Here is a 17,920-nt window from a genome sequence, read left to right on the forward strand (position 1 = left end):
ACCGATGCCGCAGCCGATCCGCCTGAAAGACCACGAAAAGGATGCGCGCCTGGTACGCAGCCGCGTCATCGCGGGTGCCGTGGTGGTGGTGGCGCTGATCCTGGCGCTGGTGGCGCGGCTGTATTACCTGCAGGTGATCCAGTACGAGTACCACTCGACCCTGTCGGAGAACAACCGGGTCCACGTCCAGCCGATTCCGCCGACCCGCGGGCTGATCTTCGATCGCAATGGCGTGATCATTGCCGATAACCGGCCGAGTTTCAGTCTCACGGTAACCCGCGAGCGGGCCGGCGACTGGGGAAAGGTGCTGGACGTCATTGTCGAGGTGCTGGAGCTGACCCCGGACGACCGCGCGCTGTTCGAGAAGCGCATGAAGCAGGGGCGGCGGCCGTTCGAGCCGGTGCCGGTGCTGTTCGAGCTGAGCGAGGACCAGATCGCCCGTATCGCGGTCAACCAGTTCCGCCTGCCCGGCGTGGAGGTGGCTGCCCAATTGGTCCGGCACTATCCGCAGAAGGAGCATTTCGCCCATTCGGTCGGCTATGTCGGACGGATCAACGAACAGGAGCTGAAGAAGCTCGATCCGGTGGACTACAGCGGCACCCACCATATTGGCAAGACCGGCATCGAGCGCTTCTATGAAGACCAGTTGCACGGCCAGGTGGGGTACGAGGAAGTCGAGACCAATGCCCGCGGGCGGGTATTGCGGGTGCTCAAGCGCACCGACCCGACCCCCGGCAAGGACCTGACCCTGACCCTCGACCTGAAGCTGCAGGAAGCCGCCGAGGCCGCCCTGGGGGGGCGCCGTGGCGCAGTGGTGGCGATCGAACCGGCCACCGGCGACGTGCTGGCGATGGTCAGCCAGCCGAGCTTCAACCCCAACCTGTTCGTCACCGGCATTAGTTTCAAGGACTACGCCGAGCTGCGCGACTCCATCGACCGGCCGCTCTACAACCGCGTGCTGCGGGGGCTCTACCCGCCGGGTTCGACGATCAAGCCGATGGTGGCGGTGGCCGGGCTGGACGCCGGGGTGGTGACGCCGGCGACGCGGGTGTTCGATCCAGGCTTCTATCAATTGCCCAATTACGATCACAAGTACCGCAACTGGAACCGCAGCGGCGACGGCTGGGTGAACCTGGAGATGGCGATCATGCGCTCCAACGACACCTATTTTTATGACCTCGCCCACAAGATGGGCATCGATCGGCTGCACGACTATCTGTCGCGTTTCGGCATCGGCCAACGCGTATCCCTGGACATGTTCGAGGAAGCCGAGGGCCTGATGCCCTCGCGCGACTGGAAGCGCGCCCGTTACCGTCAGGCCTGGTATCCCGGCGAGACGCTGATCCTCGGCATCGGCCAGGGCTACATGCAGGCGACGCCGCTGCAACTGGCGCAGGCCACGGCGCTGATGGCCAACCGCGGCAAGTGGATTCGCCCGCACTTGGCCAAGAGCATCGAGGGCAAGCCGCCGGTGGACGAGAATCCGATGCCCGATATCGTGCTGCGAGATCCGAAGTTCTGGGACTATGCGCGAAACGGCATGGAAATGGTGCTCCACGGGCCGCGCGGCACTGCGCGCAAGGTGGGCGACAGCGCGGTTTATCGCATCGCAGGCAAGAGCGGTACCGCCCAGGTGGTGGCGATCAAGCAGGGCGAGAAGTACGACCGCTCCAAGGTGCAGGAGCGCCATCGCGACCACGCCCTGTTCGTCGCCTTCGCCCCGGCAGACAACCCGAGGATCGCCGTGGCGGTGATGGTGGAGAACGGTGAGTCCGGCTCCGGTGTTGCCGCACCGGTGGTCAAGCAGGTGATGGACGCCTGGCTGCTGGACGAGAACGGCCAACTGAAACCCGAATTCGCCGAGCCCCGGCCCGCGGAGGTGCTCGCCCATGAACGGTAACTTCGACCGTACCCTGTCCAGCGAAGATGTGATGCGCCGCCGCGCCAGCCTGCTGCAGCGCATGCACATCGACGGTCAATTGCTGCTGCTGTTGCTGCTCCTGGCCGCCGGCGGCCTGTTCGTCCTGTATTCGGCCAGCGGCAAGAGTTGGGACATGCTGATCAAGCAGGCAGTCTCCTTCGGCTTGGGGCTGACCGCCATGATCGTCATCGCCCAGCTCGAGCCGCGCTTCATGGCACGCTGGGTGCCGCTGGCCTACCTGGTTGGCGTCGGCCTGCTGGTGGTGGTGGACGTGATGGGACATGACGCCAAGGGGGCGACGCGCTGGATCAACATTCCCGGGGTGATCCGCTTCCAGCCCTCGGAGTTCATGAAGATCATCATGCCGGCGACCATCGCCTGGTACCTGGCCAAGCGCAACCTGCCGCCCCGGCTCAAACACATCGCCATCAGCCTGGCGCTGATTGGCGTGCCGTTCGTGTTGATCCTCAAGCAGCCGGACCTGGGAACCTCGTTGCTGATCCTGGCTTCCGGTGCCTTCGTGCTGTTCATCGCCGGTCTGCGCTGGCGCTGGATTCTCGGGGCGGCGGCGGCGGTGGTGCCGATCGCCGTCGGCATGTGGTTCTTCGTCCTCAAGCAGTACCAGAAGCAGCGGGTGCTGACCTTCCTCGACCCGGAGAGCGATCCCCTGGGTACCGGCTGGAACATCATCCAGTCGAAGGCGGCGATCGGTTCCGGCGGGGTGTTCGGCAAGGGCTGGCTGCTCGGCACCCAATCGCACCTGGATTTTTTGCCCGAAAGCCATACGGACTTTATCATTGCGGTCCTTGGCGAAGAGTTCGGCCTGGTCGGCGTCTGCCTGCTGCTGTTGATCTATCTGCTGCTGATCGGTCGCGGTCTGGTGATCACGGTCCAGGCGCAGACGTTGTTCGGCAAGCTGCTGGCCGGCAGCCTGACCATGACCTTTTTCGTTTATGTCTTCGTGAATATCGGTATGGTCAGCGGCTTGCTGCCCGTGGTGGGGGTGCCGCTGCCCTTCATCAGTTACGGCGGAACTTCGCTGGTGACGCTACTGTCAGGGTTCGGGGTTTTGATGTCGATCCACACCCATCGCAAGTGGATCGCGCAGGTATGACGAGAAGTGAAGGAATCCATGCAAGAGCTGCGTAGCTGGGCTGCAGGCAAGGCGATTCGAATCGGTCTGGCTGGCGTTCTGGGGTTTTCCGCTTTCGCGCAGGCGGGGGATTACGAAGGTTCGCCCCAGGTGGCCGAGTTCGTCGCCGAGATGACGCGTGACTACGGTTTCGCCGGTGAGCAACTGGTCAGCCTGTTCCACGACGTGGAGCGCAAGCAGACGATTCTCGACGCGATTTCCCGGCCGGCGGAGAAGGTTAAGCCGTGGAAGGAATACCGGCCGATCTTCATCACCGAATCGCGCATCGCCCGCGGGGTGGATTTCTGGCGCGAGCATGAGGCCGCGCTGGCCCGCGCCGAGCAGGAATATGGGGTGCCGGCCCAGGTGATCGTCGCGATCATCGGCGTGGAAACCTTCTACGGCCGCAACACCGGCAGCTACCGGGTGATCGACGCGCTGTCCACCCTTGGCTTCGATTATCCGCCGCGGGCGCCGTTCTTCCGCCAGCAGCTCAAGGAATTCCTCCTGCTGGCCCGCGAGGAGCAGGTCGATCCGCTGACTTTGAAAGGCTCCTATGCGGGCGCGATGGGCCTGCCGCAGTTCATGCCGAGCAGCTTCCGCGCCTACGCGGTGGACTTCGACAATGACGGGCACATCGATATCTGGAGCAATCCGGTGGATGCCATTGGCAGTGTCGCCAGCTACTTCCAGCGTCACGGCTGGGTGGCCGGCGAACCGGTAGTCAGCGAGGCCCAAGTGCGCGGCGACCAGGTCGAGCAGGGCTTGACCGAAGGTCTGGAACCGGTGAAAAACGTCGGCGAATTGCGTAGCCTGGGCTGGGCGAGCCGGGACGCCCTGCGCGACGACCTGGCCGTCACCGCCTTCCGCCTGGACGGCGAAGCCGGCCCGGAGTACTGGATGGGGTTGCCGAATTTCTACGTGATCACACGCTATAACCGCAGCGTGATGTACGCCATGGCCGTGCATCAGCTGTCCGATCTGCTGGTTCAGGCACGAGGCCGGAAGTGATGGTACAGATGCCGATCAAATGGGTCGCCCTGGGTACGCTGGGCCTGATGTTGGCGAGCTGTTCCAGCAGCCGCGCGCCGCAGCCGGTGCAGCCGGGCGTGACGCCGATTTCCGGCCCCGGCGCCTACAGCCGTCCGCATCGGGACGGCGCGCCCTGGTGGGACGTGGACGTCTCGCGCATCCCCGATGCGGTGCCCATGCCGCATTACGGCAGCTACAAGGCCAACCCCTATACGGTGCTCGGCCAGACCTACTACCCCATGAGCGATGCGCGGCGTTACCAGGCCGTCGGCACCGCCTCCTGGTATGGCACCAAGTTCCACGGCCAAGCCACCGCCAACGGCGAAACCTACGATCTCTACGGCATGACCGCTGCGCACAAGACGCTGCCGCTGCCGAGCTACGTGCGGGTGACCAACCTGGAGAATGGCCGCAGCGTCATCCTGCGGGTCAACGACCGTGGCCCGTTCTATTCCGACCGCATCATCGACCTGTCCTTCGCCGCGGCGAAGAAGCTCGGTTACGCCGAAGTCGGCACTGCGAGGGTCAAGGTGGAAGGCATCGATCCCACCGAGTGGTGGGCCAAGCAGGGCCGTCCGGTGCCGATGGTCCTGGCGCAGCCGGGGGCCAGGGTTCAGTCGGTCAGCCAGAATGCGCCGATCACCGTGGCCAGCGCGCCGCAATCGGTGGCCCAGCCGATCGAGCAATACACGCCTCCACCACAGCAACACGCCGCGGCAGTACTGCCGGTGCAGGTCGACGCAAAAAAAAAAGGTTCGCCCGGAGCGTCTGGCCTGTATCTCCAGGTTGGGGCCTTCGCCAATCCCGACGCTGCGGAGCTTCTCAAGGACAAGCTGAGCCAGGCGGTCAATGCGCCGGTGTTCATCAGCTCAGTCGTGCGCAACCAGCAGATCCTGCACCGGGTGCGCCTGGGGCCGATCGAGACGCAGGGTGAGGCCCAGCAAGTCCAGGACAGCGTGAGGCTGGCCAACCTCGGCCAGCCGACCTTCGTGAAGCCGGAGTGAGAACCCGGCCCGCCGAATTGCCCCGCGGGGCATGTTTGACCATCAGCCTAAAACCTCAGAGAGACGGATGAACATCACCAGCTTTGCCCAACGCATCACCTTATCGCTTCTGCTGCTCACCGGCGCCTCCGCCTGGGCCGCCGAACCGGTGATACCGGCGCCGCCGCAACTGGCCGCCAAGTCGTATGTGTTGATGGATGCCGCCAGCGGTAACGTGCTGATCGAGAACAATGCCGACGAGCGCCTGCCGCCGGCCAGCCTGACCAAGCTGATGACCGCCTACCTGGCAACCTTGGACATCAACCGGGGCCAGATCAAGGAAACCGACATGGTCCGCGTCAGCGAGAAGGCCTGGCGGATGGGCGGCTCGAAGATGTTCATCGAAGTGGGCAAGGAAGTGTCGGTCAGCGACCTGCTGCACGGCATCATCATCCAGTCCGGCAACGACGCCAGCGTCGCCCTGGCCGAGCACATCGCCGGCAGCGAAGACGCCTTCGCCGACATGATGAACGCCACCGCCGAGCGCCTCGGCATGCGCAACAGCCACTTCATGAATGCCACCGGCTGGCCGGACCCGGATCACTATTCCTCGGCCCACGACATGGCGTTGCTGGCCCGCGCGATCATTTACGAGGACCCGCAGCACTACGCCATCTACGCGCAGAAGGAATTCTTCTGGAACGGTATCAAGCAGCCCAATCGCAACTTGCTGCTGTGGCGCGACAAGACCGTGGACGGCCTGAAGACCGGCCACACCGAGGAAGCCGGCTACTGCCTGGTGTCCTCCGCCGTGCGCGACGGCATGCGCCTGATTGCCGTGGTCTTCGGTACCGCCAGCGAGCAGGCCCGTGCCGCCGAGACCCAGAAGCTGCTGACCTACGGTTTCCGTTTCTTCGAAACCCAGACCTTCTACCAGAAGGGCGCCGAACTGGCCCAGGCCCAGGTCTGGAAGGGCAGCGCGCGCCAGGTCAAGGCTGGTCTGAACCAGGACCTGACCCTGACTCTGCCCAAGGGACAACTGAAGAAGCTGGCTGCCAGCATGACCCTCGAACCGCAACTGATCGCGCCGATCCAGAAGGGCGACGTGATCGGCAAGGTGGAGGTCAAGCTGGGCGACGAGGTGGTGCACAGCGCCGACCTAGTTGCGCTGGAAGGCGTGGAGGAAGGTGGTTTTTTCCGCCGCCTGTGGGATAGCATCCGCCTGTTCTTCTACGGATTGTTCAACTGATTTGCCCGGGTGCTCCCTGTCGGGGGCACCCCTTTGGACGGGCCAGAGGCCCGCTGACGCCATGACCGATACCGACGTACAAGCCCCGAAAATCGATTTCCCCTGCGAGCGCTATCCGATCAAGGTGATCGGCGACGCCGGCGAAGGCTTCGCTGACCTGGTGATCGAAGTCATCCAGCGCCACGCCCCCGATCTCGACGCATCGAGCCTGGTGGTGCGCGACAGCCGCAACGGGCGTTTCCTCTCCGTGCAGGTGCTGATCACCGCTACCGGCCTGGAGCAGTTGCAGGCGATCCATGTCGACCTCCGCGCCACCGGCCGCGTGCACATGGTGTTGTAAGTGGCGGCAGCTGAACTCGTCGTACGCCACCTTGGGGTGGTGGACTATCTACCGACCCTGGAAGCGATGCGTCGGCTGACGGCCGAGCGCAACGAACTGACGCCTGACGAAATCTGGCTGCTGCAGCATCCCCAGGTGTTCACCCAGGGGCAGGCCGGCAAGTCCGAGCATCTGTTGGCGCCGGGCGACATTCCAGTGATTCAGGTCGATCGCGGCGGGCAGGTTACCTACCACGGTCCTGGCCAGTTGGTCGCCTATCTGATGCTGGATCTGCGCCGCCTGAATCTTGGTGTGCGCGAGCTGGTGACGGCGATGGAAGAAAGTCTGGTGGATGTGCTGGCCAGCTATTCCATTGAGGCGGCGCCAAAGGCCGATGCGCCTGGCGTGTATGTCAACGGCGACAAGATCGCTTCGCTGGGGCTGCGAGTCAGCCGGGGTTGCTCGTTCCACGGGTTGGCGCTCAATGTGGATATGGACATGACGCCCTTCCTGCGCATCAACCCCTGTGGCTATGCCGGGCTGAAAATGGTGCAACTGAGGGATCTGCTCGACGCACCGCCAGCGGTCGAGGAGGTGGCGCAGCGTCTTGAGCACGTGCTTCGCCAGCGGCTGGGGTACATCTGAGATACGCTGCATTAATCCAGGCTACATCACCGGGGTGACCATAGCCTGGATTAGCCGAAAGCGTGATTCGGGGAGCGTCAGTTCAGGTTCAGCGCCGGGATGAGACTGGTATCGACTTCCTGGCCGGGCACCGGAGCAGGTGCCACCAGGCCCAGGTTGTTCTTCTCGAATACCCGGTCGGCGCGGTAGCTGGAGCGCACCAGCGGACCTGCGGCGACCTCCATGAAGCCCTTCTGCAGGCCGATGTCGCGGAAGCGGTTGAACTCCTCGGGACTGACCCAGCGCTTGACCGGCAGGTGGTTGCGCGTCGGCTGCAGGTACTGACCGAGGGTGAGGATGTCCACGCCGATGGCACGCAGGTCATCCATGGTCGCGATGACTTCTTCGTCGGTTTCGCCCAGGCCCAGCATCAGGCTGGTCTTGGTCAGCACGTCCGGGCGGTGGCGCTTGGCATGCGCCAGTACCTTCAGGGTCTTCTCGTAGCCGGCGCGCGGGTCGCGCACCTCATGGGTCAGGCGCTCGACCGTCTCGACGTTCTGCGCGAACACTTCCAGGCCGGAATCCACCACCCGTTCGATGGCGGACAGGTTGCCGTTGAAGTCCGGAGTCAGGGCCTCCACCACCACCTGCGGGGTACGTTCCTTGATGGCGCGCACACAGGCGGCGTAATGGCCGGCGCCGCCATCTTCCAGATCGTCTCGATCCACCGAGGTCAGCACGATATAGCGCAGCGCCATCAGCTCGACCGACTCGGCGGTGTTCTGCGGTTCTTCCTTGTCCAGCCAGCCATTCGGGTTGCCGGTGTCCACCGCGCAGAAGCGGCAGGCACGGGTGCATACCGAGCCCATCAGCATGATCGTAGCGGTACCGTTGGACCAGCATTCGCCCATGTTCGGGCAATGCGACTCCTGGCATACGGTGCTCAGGCGGTGCTCGCCGACGTTACGCTTGACCGCTTCGAAGCGGCTGCCGCCGGGTGCCTTGACCCGCAGCCACTTGGGCTTGGGCTCGAATACCTGGGGTTCGGCAGAGGAGCGGCGCTTCTGGCCATCCTTGATCGCGACGATGCCCTGAGCGGTGCGGAACTTTTCGCCGCTGGCAACGGGTTTGGACGAGGTTGTATCGGACATCGGGAATCTGGACTCCGTGTAGAGGCTCCATAGGCTGGTGGCTTGTGGCCGCCGCGCAGTCTATCACAGAAGGCGTTCGCACAAGCTGGCGGCCATCCGCTGGCCGGTGTGTAGTGGAGCGCCTGGCTTCGATCCTCCCCGCTTCAGAATTCCAACTTGTATCCCACCCCATAGATCGAATGGATGAGGCTCTGCTCCGGGTCGATCTGTTCCAGCTTGCGCCGCAGGTTCTTGACGTGGCTGTCCACCGTGCGGTCGGTGACCACCCGGTGGTCGTCGTAGAGGCGGTCCAGTAACTGGTCGCGGGAAAACACCCGCCCAGGGGAAGCTGCCAGGCAACTCAGCAGGCGGAACTCCACGGGCGTCAGGTCCAGCTCGATACCCTTGAAGCTCGCCTTGTAGGTGCTTTCGTCCAGGCTCAGGCCTTGTTCCGTCCGGGCGGCCAGTGGGCGCCGGCGCAGGATCGCACGGGCGCGTGCCACCACTTCGCGGGGGCTGAACGGCTTGCAGATGTAGTCGTCGGCACCGAGATCGAGGCCAAGCAAGCGGTCGATCTCCTCGACCCGGGCGGTGACCATGATGATCGGCACGTCGCTGAAAGTGCGCAGTTCCCGGCACACCTCCAGGCCATCGCAGCCCGGCAGCATCAGGTCGAGGAGAATCAGGTCCGGCTCCTGTGCGCGGACCGTGGGCACGACCTCCAGGCCATTGTCCAAACAGGCGACGTCATGGCCCGCCGCCTGCAGGTAGTCGCGCAGCAGAGCGGCCAGCTTGGGTTCGTCCTCCACCACCAGGATGCGGGTGGACGCCGGGGCATCGTTGAGCATGTCACAACCCCCCCTTCGGCAGACGGACGTTCAGCCAAAGCCCGCCGAGGGGAGAGGGGCGCGCTTCGATAGTGCCGCCATGGGCCTCGACGATGCTGTGACAGATCGCCAGGCCGAGCCCGGACCCGCCACTGGCACGGCTGCGCGATCCCTCGCCGCGGTAGAAGCGTTCGAACAGCCGCGGCAGGTGTCGTTCGTCCACGCCGGGCGCCGAATCGAGGAAATCGATGCTCACCGCATCGTCCTCGACCTGGACGGCGACTCGCAGGCAGCCACCAGCATGGGTGTAGCGCACGGTGTTCTCCAGCAGATTGCTGAACAACTGCTGCAAGCGCCCGGCATCGGCGAGCACCGGCACGGGCTGCGCGGGGAGTTGCAGCTCCAGGGCCAGGCCATGTTCGGCGCAACGATCGCGGTAGATGCCGAGGGCGATGCGCAGTTGCTCGGCGATGTCCAGCTCGCTCTTGCGGTAGGTCAGCGCACCGACGTCCGCCAGCGACAATTCGTAGAGATCGTCTACCAGCTTGCTCAACATGCCGACCTCCGTCTGTAGCGAGCGAAGCGATTCGCCGTCGAGTTTGCGCACGCCATCCTCGATGGCCTCGAGCTCGCCGCGCAGGATCGCCAGCGGTGTGCGCAGCTCGTGGGAGACATCGGCCAAGAAAGCCCGGCGCATCTGCTCGTTGCGCTCTAGGGTATGGGCGAGCTGGTTGAAGTCGCGGGCCAGTTGGCCGACTTCATCCTGGGACTCGACACTCACCCGCTCGGTGTATTCGCCCGCGGCCAGACGATGGGTGGCGGCAGCCACCTGCTTGACCGGCGCCAGCAGCCGTCGCGCCACCCACCAGGCGATCAGCGCCGCCAGCAGCAGGGCGATCAGCCCGACGACCAGGCTGGCCCGCAACTGGTTGCGCAGGAAGCGCTGGCCGCCGACCTCGATGACGCTTTGGAAGGGCGTCATAGCCAGCCAGCCGACGGTCCGCCCGTCGACCACGATCGGCCGGCGCACCGCGTCCCGCCCCACTTCGATGAAGGTCATGACCGGCTCGCCGCGCTCGTCCAGCAGGGAGATGCGCAGCATGGCCCCGGTCAGGTCGGAAACCGGCGCGAGCCGGGGCGTGGACGGGGCGCCGGGGCGGAATGGGTCGTTTTCCGGCCGGGTCATCTCGAACCAGACACGGGGCTGGTTGCGAACGAATTCCCAGTTGCCGTGCTGCCGGTAGCCTTCGATGATCTGTGTCTGCATGGCGTCCATGCGCTGCACTGCCAGTTCGTTGACATAGCCGAGGAAGCCGCGGACGAAGCTCCAGCCGTCGGCCGCGCCCATGGCCAGGGTGATACACAGGGCGGTGGAGAGCACGGCGAGAAACAGTTTGGTGGAAATACTGATTTTCATGGATTCGGGAGCGCGTCGAGGAGCCGTCATTAAGGCCGTCATCGGTGCCGGTTTCAAGGCAGGACGGGGCCCGGAGGGGTAATCTCCAATTTTTCTCCACATTTGCCGCTCAGCATCGGTGGCCATCAGAGACGAGAACGCACCGGCGCCTGCCGGTTGGAGAAGCCGATGCCCACAGTACTCAACAGATTCCTGGTCAACCTGGCCCCGCTCATCGCCCTCTCGGCGGTGCTGGCCGGATGCTCGCCGGCAGGTGAGATGCCGGTGCCCCCGCCAACCGAAGTAGGCGTGATCACCGTGACCTCGCAATCGCAGACGCTTACCAGCGAGCTGCCGGGACGTACACGGGCCTGGATGGTGGCGGAGATCCGTCCGCAGGTTGGCGGTATTGTGAAGCAGCGGCTGTTCACCGAGGGCGCCGAGGTCAAGGCGGGGGATGCGCTGTACCAGCTCGATCCGGCGACCTACCAGGCGGCTTATGCCGAGGCCAGGGCCAATGCCGCCAAGGCCGAAGCAACCCTGGTGTCGGCGCGGCTGAAGGCGAAGCGCTATGCCGAGCTGGCGAAGATCGATGCGGTCAGCCAGCAGGACAACGAGGACGCCCAGGCCAGCCTGAAGACCGCCGAGGCCGACGTAAAATCGGCCCAGGCCAGTGTGGACAGCGCCCGCATCAACCTCGCCTACACCCGCATCGACGCGCCGATTTCCGGCCGCATCGAGACCTCCACGGTTACCCCAGGCGCGCTAGTGACCGCCAGCCAGGAAGCCGCCCTGACCACCGTGCAGCAGATCGATCAGCTATACGTCGACGTCACCCAGTCCAGCGCCGAGGTGTTGCGCCTCAAGCGAGAACTGGCCGAGGGCAAGCTGAAGAGCGCCGGCAAGGACGAAGCGCGCATCACCCTGCTGCTGGAGGATGGCAGCCCATACGCCCACGAGGGCCGCTTGCAGTTCGCCGGTGCCACGGTGTCGGAAAGCACCGGCAGCGTCACGCTGCGCGCCGTGGTACCGAACCCCGATGGCTTGTTGCTGCCGGGCATGTACATTCGCGCGGTGCTGGAGGAAGCGGTGGACGACGAGGCCTTGCTGGTGCCGCAACGGGCGGTGACGCGCAGTGCCAGCGGTGCGGCCAGTGTCCTGCTGGTGATCGACGGCAAGGTCGAGCAGCGCCTGGTAACGCTCGGTCGTAGCGTCGGCAACGACTGGTGGGTGACCGGCGGCCTGGCCGCCGGCGACCAAGTGATCGTCGAGGGCGGGCAGAAGGCCAGGGTCGGTACTCCGGTCCGCAGCGTCGCCCTCGAACAGCCGGCCGGCGCCAGCGACGGCCTGGCCACCCGCAGCGCGAACTGAGGAACGGACGATGCCAAGTTTTTTCATCGATCGGCCGATCTTCGCCTGGGTCATCTCCATCGTCATCATGCTCGCCGGCACGCTGTCCATCAGCCAGTTGCCGCTGGAGCAGTACCCGGACATCGCCCCGCCTGAAGTACGCATTTCCGCCACCTATACCGGTGCCTCGGCCAAGACCATCGAGGACTCGGTCACCCAGGTGATCGAGCAGCAGATGAAAGGGCTCGACGGCCTCACCTACATGTCCGCCTCCAGCAGTTCGGCGGGCACCGCCAGCATCAACCTGACCTTCAGCGCCGGCACCGACCCGGACGTGGCGCAGATGCAGGTGCAGAACAAGCTGCAACAGGCCGAGTCGCGCCTGCCCCAGGCGGTGCAGAACCAGGGCATCACGGTGACCAAGGGCGGCTCCGACTTCCTGATGATCGTCGCCCTGCAGTCGGCCAACCCGTCGGTCACCAGTACCGATATCGGCGATTACATTTCCAGCAGCCTGCTCGATCAGGTCAGCCGCGTGGATGGTGTCGGCGAGGCGCGAACCCTGGGCTCCGGCTACGCCATGCGCATCTGGCTCGACCCAGCCAGGCTGGAGCAGTACGCGCTGATGCCGTCGGACGTCAGTACTGCCATCGAGGCGCAGAACACCGAGGTTTCGGCCGGTCAGCTCGGCGCATTGCCGGCCAGGACCGGACAGCAGTTGAACGCCACCATCAGTGCGCGCAGCAAGTTGCAGAGCGAGGCGGACTTCCGCGAGATCGTGCTCAAGGCCGGCAGCGACGGCTCGCTGGTACGGCTGGCGGACGTCGCCCGCGTCGAACTGGGCAGCGAAAGCTACGACGTGGTGACCTCGCTCAATGGCAATCCTTCGGCGGCCATGGGCATCACTCTGGCCACCGGCGCCAACGCGCTGGATACCGCCGAGGCGGTGAAGGAGAAGCTCGCCGAGCTGTCGGCCAACTTCCCGGCGGAGATGCAGTTGGAAACGGCGATCCCCTACGACACCACGCCGTTCGTCAGCTTGTCCATCGAGGAGGTGGTCAAGTCGCTGTTCGAGGCCATCGTTCTGGTGGTGGCGATCATGTACCTGTTCCTGCAGAACTGGCGCGCCACCCTGGTCCCGGCGATCACCGTACCGGTGGTGCTGCTCGGCACCTTCGGCGTGCTGGCAGCGTTCGGTTACTCGATCAACACCCTGACCATGTTCGGCATGGTCCTGGCCATCGGCCTGCTGGTGGACGACGCCATCGTAGTGGTGGAGAACGTCGAGCGGGTCATGAGCGAGGAGGGCCTGTCGCCCCGCGAGGCGACGCGCAAGTCCATGGGCGAGATTAGCGGCGCGCTGGTCGGCATCGCCCTGGTGCTCTCGGCGGTGTTCATTCCCATGGCTTTCTTCGGCGGCTCCACCGGGGTGATCTATCGGCAATTCTCCATCACCGTCGTCAGCGCCATGCTGCTTTCGGTGCTGGTGGCCATGAGCCTCAGCCCGGCGCTCTGTGCCACCCTGCTCAAGCCCTCGGCCGAAGGCGGGCATGTGCCGAAGCGGGGCTTCTTCGCCTGGTTCAACCGCACCTTCGAGCGCAATGCGGGGCGCTACCAGGGCGGCGTTGGCGGCGTGCTGCGCCGTGGGCCGCGGTTCCTGGCGCTGTACGCGATCATCCTGGTTGTAATGGCGGTGGGATACCTGCGCCTGCCTGGCTCCTTCCTCCCCGACGAGGACCAAGGGATGCTGATGGCGATGATCCAGTTGCCGGTGGGCGCCACCGATGCGCGCACCCAGGCGGCGATGACGGAGTTCATCGACTACATCCGCGCCCAGCCGGAGATCGACTCCCTGGTCAGCATTACGGGCATGGGCATGGGCGGCAATGCGCAGAATGCTGGCCGCGCCTTCATCACTCTGAAGAACTGGAGTCTGCGTGACGGCGCCGAACATGCCGCAGTGGCCATCGCCCGGCGCGCCACCCTGGAACTTTCCAACCTGCGCGATGCGAGCATCTTCGTCATGCAGCCGCCAGCTATCCGTGGTCTTGGCGACAGCTCCGGCTTCAATCTGCAACTCAAGGACGTCGGTGGCGTCGGGCATGATGCCCTGATCGCCGCCCGCGACCAATTTCTCGCTCTGGCGGCCAAGAGCGACAAGCTGGTGGGCGTGCGCAGTACCGGCCTGGACGACACCGCCGAATTCCGCGTGGCCATCGACGACCGCAAGACCGGTGCTTACAGCCTGGCCACCGGCGATATCAACACTACCCTCGGCACGGCCATGGGTGGCAGTTACGTCAACGATTTCATCCACAACGGACGAGTGAAGAAGGTCTATGTGCAGGGCGATGCCGACGCGCGCATGCGGCCGGAGGACATCGGCCGCTGGTACGTGCGCAACAGCCTCGGCGATATGGTGCCGTTCTCCACCTTCGCCAGTACCGGCTGGACCTTCGGCTCGCCGCTGCTGGAACGCTACAACGGCAATGCCTCGCTGGAACTGGTCGGCGATCCGGCGGCCGGGGTCAGTTCGGGCGAAGCCATGGCTGAGGTCGAATCGCTGATCACCCAATTACCGGCCGGTATCGGCTACGAATGGTCCGGGCAGTCCTACCAGGAGCGCCTGTCCGGCTCCCAGGCGCCGTTGCTCTACGGGGTGTCGATCCTGTTCGTGTTCCTTTGCCTGGCGGCGCTCTACGAGAGCTGGTCGATTCCCTTCGCGGTAATGCTGGTGGTGCCGCTCGGGGTCATCGGCGCGGTGCTGGCCACCCGTCTCGGCGGGTTGAGCAACGACGTCTATTTCCAAGTCGGGTTGCTCACCACGGTAGGCCTGGCGGCGAAGAACGCGATCCTCATCGTCGAGTTCGCCAAGCATTTGCAGGAGCAGGGCCGCGACCTGATCTACGCCACCCTTGAGGCCTGTCGCCAGCGCCTGCGGCCGATCTTGATGACCTCCCTGGCCTTCATGTTCGGTGTGCTGCCGCTGGCCCTGAGCAGCGGCGCCGGCTCCGGCGGCCGCCGGGCCATTGGCACCGGTGTGCTGGGCGGCATGTTCTCGGCCACGGTGCTGGGAATCTTCTTCGTGCCGCTGTTCTTCGTCCTGGTTAGTCGTCTGTTCAGCAAAAAGGCGCCGACCGAATCCAATCTTGTCGCAGGAGTCCAGCCATGATGCGCCGGCCCGTTTTCGTTCCGCTGCTGCTGGCGCTCGCGCTGGGCGGTTGCGCCAATCTCGCCCCGGATTATCACCGACCGCAGGCACCCGTGGCCGATCAATGGCCGGCTCAGGCGGCGAGCACCTCGGGCAACGCCAGTGCCGAGATCGATTGGCGCAGCTTCTTCACCGACGCTCGTCTCGAACAGGTGGTCGAGCGCGCCCTGGCGAACAACCGCGATCTGCGCGTCGCCGCCCTGAACATCGAGAAGGCCCGCGCCCAGTACCGCATCCAGCGCGCCGAGCATTTTCCCACGGTGGCGGCCAGCGTCAGCGGAACCCGTTCGCGCACACCTGCCTCGTTGAATGGAAGAGAGGCGGCCAGCATCGGTTCGCAATACAGCGCCGAGCTGGGGTTCAGCAGCTACGAGCTGGATTTCTTCGGCCGGCTGAAGAACCTCAGCGAGTCGGCCCTGGAAGATTATCTGGCCCTGGAGGAGACCCATCGCAGCACGCAGATCAGCCTAGTCGCCGAAGTCGCCAACGCCTGGCTCACCCTGGCCGCCGACAAGGCCCTGCTGCAACTCGCCGAAGACACCCTGAAAAGCCAGCAGGCGTCCTACGAACTGACCCGGCACAGCCATGACCTCGGCAACAGCTCCGGTGTGGCATTGGCCCAGGCGCAGAGCACTGTGGAGTCGGCGCGCGAGGACGTGGCGGAGTACACCAGCCAGATCCGCCAGGACATCAACGCGCTGACATTGCTGGTGGGTGACAGGGTGCCCGACGCGCTGCTGCCGGCCACCCTGGATGCGGAAGCCGCGCAACTGGTGGATATTCCGGCCGGTCTGCCGTCCAGCCTGCTGCAACGCCGGCCCGATGTGCTCGCCATCGAGCATGACCTCAAAGCAGCCAATGCCGATATCGGTGCTGCCCGCGCCGCGCTATTTCCAAGCATCAGCCTGACCGGTGCGGCGGGTACCAGCAGTGCCGACCTGAGCGGGTTGTTCAAGGGTGGCAGCGGCGCCTGGAGTTTCGCGCCGAGCATCAGCGTACCGATCTTCAACGCCGGCAGTCTGCGTGCCAACCTCGAGTCGGCGAAGGCCGAGAAGGCCATCCAATTAGCTACATACGAAAAGACCGTGCAGAGCGCGTTCCGGGAAGTTGCCGATGCGCTGGCGGTGCGCAGTACCTTGCAGGACCGGTTGAATGCGCAACGCGCGCTGGTCGAGGCTACCGAGCGCAGCTATCGGCTATCCGATGCGCTCTATCGCAACGGCGCCAACAGCTACCTGGAAGTGCTGGATGCCCAGCGCTCGCTCTATTCGGCGCGCCTGGGCCTGATCAGCCTGGAATTGTCGGAGCAGGCCAACCGCCTGACGCTGTACAAGGTGCTCGGTGGTGGCGCCTCCACCGAGCGGCAGACCGGCAACGCGGCATCGTGAGTCAGCGGCTGGTCGTGGCCGGCAGTGAAGCGCCGCGCAACTGGCGGAGTAGCGACTGGGTCGGGTAACCGTCCGCCGGCCAGCCGAGGGACTGCTGGAAGCCACGGATCGCCCGGCGGGTATTGGCGCCGATGATGCCGTCGGCGGCGCCGGGGTCGTAACCGCTGTCGGCTAGGCGTTCCTGCAATTCAATGCGCTCGCTGCGCGACAACGGCAGCTCGTCCTTCGGCCATTGGCCGGCGATCGATCCGCCCCCTTGCAGGCGTTCGCCAAGCAGGCCGATGGCCAGGGCATAGGATGAAGAATTGTTGTACTTGAGGATGCTGCGGAAGTTGTTCAGCACCAGGAAGGCCGGGCCACGGTAGCCAGCCGGGAGCAACAGGTAGGCGCTGTCCGATTCGTTGCCGGTGGGAATCCCGACGATGCCCATCTGCCGCCATTCGGACAGGGGCTTGCGAATATCGGCATCGGCCTGGGCGTAATCGAATCCCTGGGGCAGCTTCACTTCGAAGCCCCAGCGCTGCCCCTTGCGCCAGCCGGAGGCTTGCAGGTAGTGCGCGGCCGAGGCCAGGGCGTCGGCGGACGAACCCCAGATGTCGCGGCGGCCGTCGCCGTCGAAGTCCACCGCATGGGTGTTATAGGTGGTCGGGATGAACTGAGTCTGGCCCATGGCTCCGGCCCAGGAGCCGAGCATCCGGGCGGGCTGGACGTCGCCATGCTGAAGGATGTCCAGGGCAGCCAGCAGTTGTTCCTGGGCGAACTGCGGACGGCGGCCTTCGTAGGCCAGGGTGGCGAGCGAGCGGATCACCGGCTTGTCGCCCATGATCTGGCCGAAGTTGCTTTCCATGCCCCAGATGGCGACCAGCGCCTGGCGATCGACGCCGTAGATGTCTTCGATCCTCTGTAGCGTCGCGGCATGTTGGCGCAGCAGTTGCCGGCCCTTGCCGACGCGCTGAGAAGAGAGGGCGCCGTCCAGGTATTCCCAGACCGGGCGGGTGAATTCGGGTTGGCTGCGGTCGGCGGCGATCACCGCGGGATCGGGTGTGACGCCAGCGAAAGCGTTGTCGAAGACCCTGGCGTCGATGCCCTTGCCGAGTGCCTGTTCGCGGAAGCCGGTACGCCAATCATCGAAGCTGATGGCGGGTTGCTCGAACGGTACGTCGGTCGGGGTCGCCGTGGCCTGGGGTGCGGCTTGCACCTGAGGGGGTTGGGGAGGCTGGCTCGGGGTCTGGTCTGCGGCGACAGGCGGTTCGGTGCAGGCGGTCAGCAGCAGCGCGGAGCCGGCGATCAAATGGCGGAACGGTCGGCCGGCGGCGGAACGGTAAAACATGGAACGCTCTCGGGACGTCGAATCAGAC

Annotated in this window: 14 protein-coding genes; 10 read left to right on the top strand and 4 right to left on the bottom strand. The window is 65.1% G+C overall.

Annotated elements, in window-relative coordinates; all coding sequences use genetic code 11:
• The first annotated feature begins 4 nt into the window (after positions 1-4).
• The 7 genes from mrdA to lipB all read left to right on the top strand — a co-directional run bounded on the left by mrdA (position 5) and on the right by lipB (position 7,281).
• Complete coding sequence (gene mrdA, locus BZL41_RS10020; RefSeq protein WP_095599156.1) at positions 5-1,900, top strand: penicillin-binding protein 2; 1,896 nt, start codon at positions 5-7, stop codon at positions 1,898-1,900.
• Between the two features lie 31 nt (positions 1,901-1,931).
• Positions 1,932-3,035 carry a rod shape-determining protein RodA gene (rodA, locus tag BZL41_RS10025; protein WP_174706155.1) on the top strand — a complete coding sequence of 368 codons (1,104 nt, stop codon included), beginning with the start codon at positions 1,932-1,934 and terminating at the stop codon, positions 3,033-3,035.
• Between the two features lie 18 nt (positions 3,036-3,053).
• A complete protein-coding gene (gene mltB / locus BZL41_RS10030; RefSeq protein WP_095599158.1) occupies positions 3,054-4,064 on the top strand; it encodes a lytic murein transglycosylase B in 1,011 nt (336 codons plus the stop codon).
• On the top strand, positions 4,064-5,089 hold the full coding sequence (locus BZL41_RS10035) for a septal ring lytic transglycosylase RlpA family protein (protein ID WP_168190977.1): 1,026 nt from the start codon (positions 4,064-4,066) through the stop codon (positions 5,087-5,089). Before mltB ends, BZL41_RS10035 begins: the two co-directional genes overlap by 1 nt.
• A gap of 67 nt (positions 5,090-5,156) precedes the next feature.
• A complete protein-coding gene (locus tag BZL41_RS10040) occupies positions 5,157-6,317 on the top strand; it encodes a D-alanyl-D-alanine carboxypeptidase family protein (protein WP_095599159.1) in 1,161 nt (386 codons plus the stop codon).
• 61 nt (positions 6,318-6,378) lie between these two features.
• Positions 6,379-6,657: a DUF493 domain-containing protein gene (locus BZL41_RS10045; protein ID WP_095599160.1), complete on the top strand. Its 279-nt coding sequence runs from the start codon at positions 6,379-6,381 to the stop codon at positions 6,655-6,657.
• Entirely contained in the window at positions 6,658-7,281 is a 624-nt protein-coding gene (gene lipB / locus BZL41_RS10050) for a lipoyl(octanoyl) transferase LipB (protein WP_095599161.1), read from the top strand.
• A 77-nt stretch (positions 7,282-7,358) separates the two neighbouring features.
• On the opposite strand, the gene lipA is transcribed toward lipB, so the two are convergent.
• From lipA to baeS, 3 genes are all read right to left on the bottom strand, one after another.
• Entirely contained in the window at positions 7,359-8,411 is a 1,053-nt protein-coding gene (gene lipA / locus BZL41_RS10055) for a lipoyl synthase (protein WP_095599162.1), read from the bottom strand.
• A 143-nt stretch (positions 8,412-8,554) separates the two neighbouring features.
• Positions 8,555-9,238 (bottom strand): response regulator, encoded by a 684-nt coding sequence (locus BZL41_RS10060; protein WP_095599163.1) that lies wholly within the window; start codon positions 9,236-9,238, stop codon positions 8,555-8,557.
• 1 nt (position 9,239) lies between these two features.
• Positions 9,240-10,634 carry a sensor histidine kinase efflux regulator BaeS gene (gene baeS / locus BZL41_RS10065; protein WP_095599164.1) on the bottom strand — a complete coding sequence of 465 codons (1,395 nt, stop codon included), beginning with the start codon at positions 10,632-10,634 and terminating at the stop codon, positions 9,240-9,242.
• A gap of 168 nt (positions 10,635-10,802) precedes the next feature.
• Here baeS and BZL41_RS10070 point away from each other — a divergent pair, with 168 nt between their 5' ends.
• From BZL41_RS10070 to adeC, 3 genes are read left to right on the top strand one after another with little or no spacing between them, the layout of a single operon-like run.
• Positions 10,803-11,984, top strand: a complete 1,182-nt coding sequence (locus BZL41_RS10070) for an efflux RND transporter periplasmic adaptor subunit (protein WP_095599165.1) — start codon at positions 10,803-10,805, stop codon at positions 11,982-11,984.
• Positions 11,985-11,994: 10 nt separating this feature from the next.
• Entirely contained in the window at positions 11,995-15,135 is a 3,141-nt protein-coding gene (locus BZL41_RS10075) for an efflux RND transporter permease subunit (RefSeq protein WP_095599166.1), read from the top strand.
• Positions 15,135-16,562, top strand: a complete 1,428-nt coding sequence (adeC, locus tag BZL41_RS10080; protein WP_371916510.1) for an AdeC/AdeK/OprM family multidrug efflux complex outer membrane factor — start codon at positions 15,135-15,137, stop codon at positions 16,560-16,562. The genes BZL41_RS10075 and adeC overlap by 1 nt, the downstream gene beginning before the upstream one ends.
• A 1-nt stretch (position 16,563) precedes the next feature.
• Here adeC and BZL41_RS10085 read toward each other — a convergent pair whose 3' ends face one another.
• Positions 16,564-17,892, bottom strand: coding sequence for a lytic murein transglycosylase (locus tag BZL41_RS10085; RefSeq protein WP_095599168.1), 1,329 nt, complete (start codon positions 17,890-17,892; stop codon positions 16,564-16,566).
• Between the last annotated feature and the right edge of the window lie 28 nt (positions 17,893-17,920).

It is taken from the genome of Pseudomonas sp. PIC25 (assembly GCF_002286785.1).
GTDB lineage: Bacteria > Pseudomonadota > Gammaproteobacteria > Pseudomonadales > Pseudomonadaceae > Pseudomonas_M.